The 1588-nt window shown below is 66.9% G+C and carries 1 protein-coding gene and 1 pseudogene; both read left to right on the top strand.

What is annotated here, in order from left to right:
- Nucleotides 1-51: 51 nt before the first annotated feature.
- Nucleotides 52-1425 (top strand): ISL3 family transposase, encoded by a 1374-nt coding sequence (locus AB0D12_RS41300; protein WP_362695246.1) that lies wholly within the window; start codon nucleotides 52-54, stop codon nucleotides 1423-1425.
- 38 nt (nucleotides 1426-1463) lie between these two features.
- Nucleotides 1464-1588: pseudogene (locus tag AB0D12_RS41295) on the top strand (transposase); the annotation flags it as partial.

Genomic DNA, 1588 nt, shown 5'->3' with positions numbered 1-1588 from the left:
CCCTCGAAGGAGGCGCCAACGTGGCATGATCACCCCAGCCGAGTTCTGTATGTGAGGTCGTACGCAGCTCTGGATCTGAGGTCGTACGCGGACACTTGCACGGCGGTGACGTTCGCCGAGCAGATCGTGGGACTGACGACCCCGCACAGTCGGCAGACCCCGCTATTGCGCGGGCTGCTGACGCGGATCGGACTGGCCCTGGCCGGCCGGGCAGGAGCCCGCCTGGCCTCCGCGGTCGGCATCACCGTGGGCAAGGACACGCTGCTGCGGCTGGTCAGAGCCCTGCCCGAACCGGAGGTCGGCGAGGTGGAGGTCCTCGGCGTCGACGACTTCGCTTTCCGCAAGGGCCGTCACTACGGCACGGTGCTGATCGACATGGCCACCCACCGTCCACTGCATCTCTACGACGGGCGCGAGGGCGAAGAACTCGCCGCATGGCTCCGCGACCACCCCGAGGTGAAGGTGATCTGCCGGGACCGGTCCAGTGGTTACGCGGAGGGCGCACGCATCGGGGCGCCGCAGGCCGAACAGGTCGCTGATCGCTACCATCTGTGGGCCAATCTCGGCCAGGCGGTCGAGAAGACGGTGAACGGTCATCGCTCCCGTCTGGCCGAACCGCCTTCGGAACCCGCAGACACTCCCGACGAACCGCAGGTAGTCCAGCCGCCGACAGAGCTGAAGATCGTGACTCGGCTCCGTGAACAGCATGCTGCCGCCCACGAGCTGTGGCAGCAGGGGATGTCGAAGGCGGCGATCGGCCGGAAACTCGGACTGCACCAGGCCACCGTCCGCAAACTGGTTAACGCCCCCTCCGCGGACGACGTCGTCGCCAAAAGCCTGCAGCGGGCGCACGTCGTCGACCCGCATGTCAGCTACCTGCACCGGAGCTGGAACGAAGGCGTCAGAAACGCCACCCAGCTCTACCGCGAGATTCAGGAACAGGGGTACCCCGGAGGCGAGTTGGCCGTCCAACGTTATCTGCGGCAGTACCGCACCGGGCGCGGACACGCACCCGATCCGGGACCGAAGCCTCCGTCGGTCTGCGAGGTCACTTCATGGATCATGACTCACCCCGAACACCTGCTGGACGAGGACGCCGGCAAGCTGCACCGGCTGCGTGAACGCGATCCCGAGCTGGACCGGCTCACCGGGCACGTCAGGAAGTTCGCCGTCATGATGACCGCACGCCACGGCGACCGCCTCGAGGACTGGATCACCGAGGTCGAACGAGACTCCCTCGCCGCACTCGCGGGCTTCGCCCGCAACCTCCGTCGCGACTTCGACGCCGTCCGCAACGGACTGTCCCTTCCTCACAGTTCGGGCGCCGTCGAAGGCAACATCAACCGGCTGAAGATGCTGAAACGGCAGATGTTCGGCCGGGCCAGCCTCGATCTCCTTCGCAAACGCGTCCTGCTCGCGCGATGAGTCCAGCCCGTCCGGATCACAAGATCGTCGACAGAACCAAAATCAGGGATGGCGCCGTCGCGAACCGGCCCATCTACGTCGCCCTCGCAGTCACCACCGAGGGCCGACGCGAGATCCTCGGGCTGTGGGCCGGCGACGGCGGAGAGGGAGCCAAGCACTGGCT

Origin of the sequence: Streptomyces sp. NPDC048479 (genome assembly GCF_040651435.1) — a bacterium.
Classification (GTDB): domain Bacteria; phylum Actinomycetota; class Actinomycetes; order Streptomycetales; family Streptomycetaceae; genus Streptomyces.
This window is presented reverse-complemented; position numbering and strand designations above follow the sequence as displayed.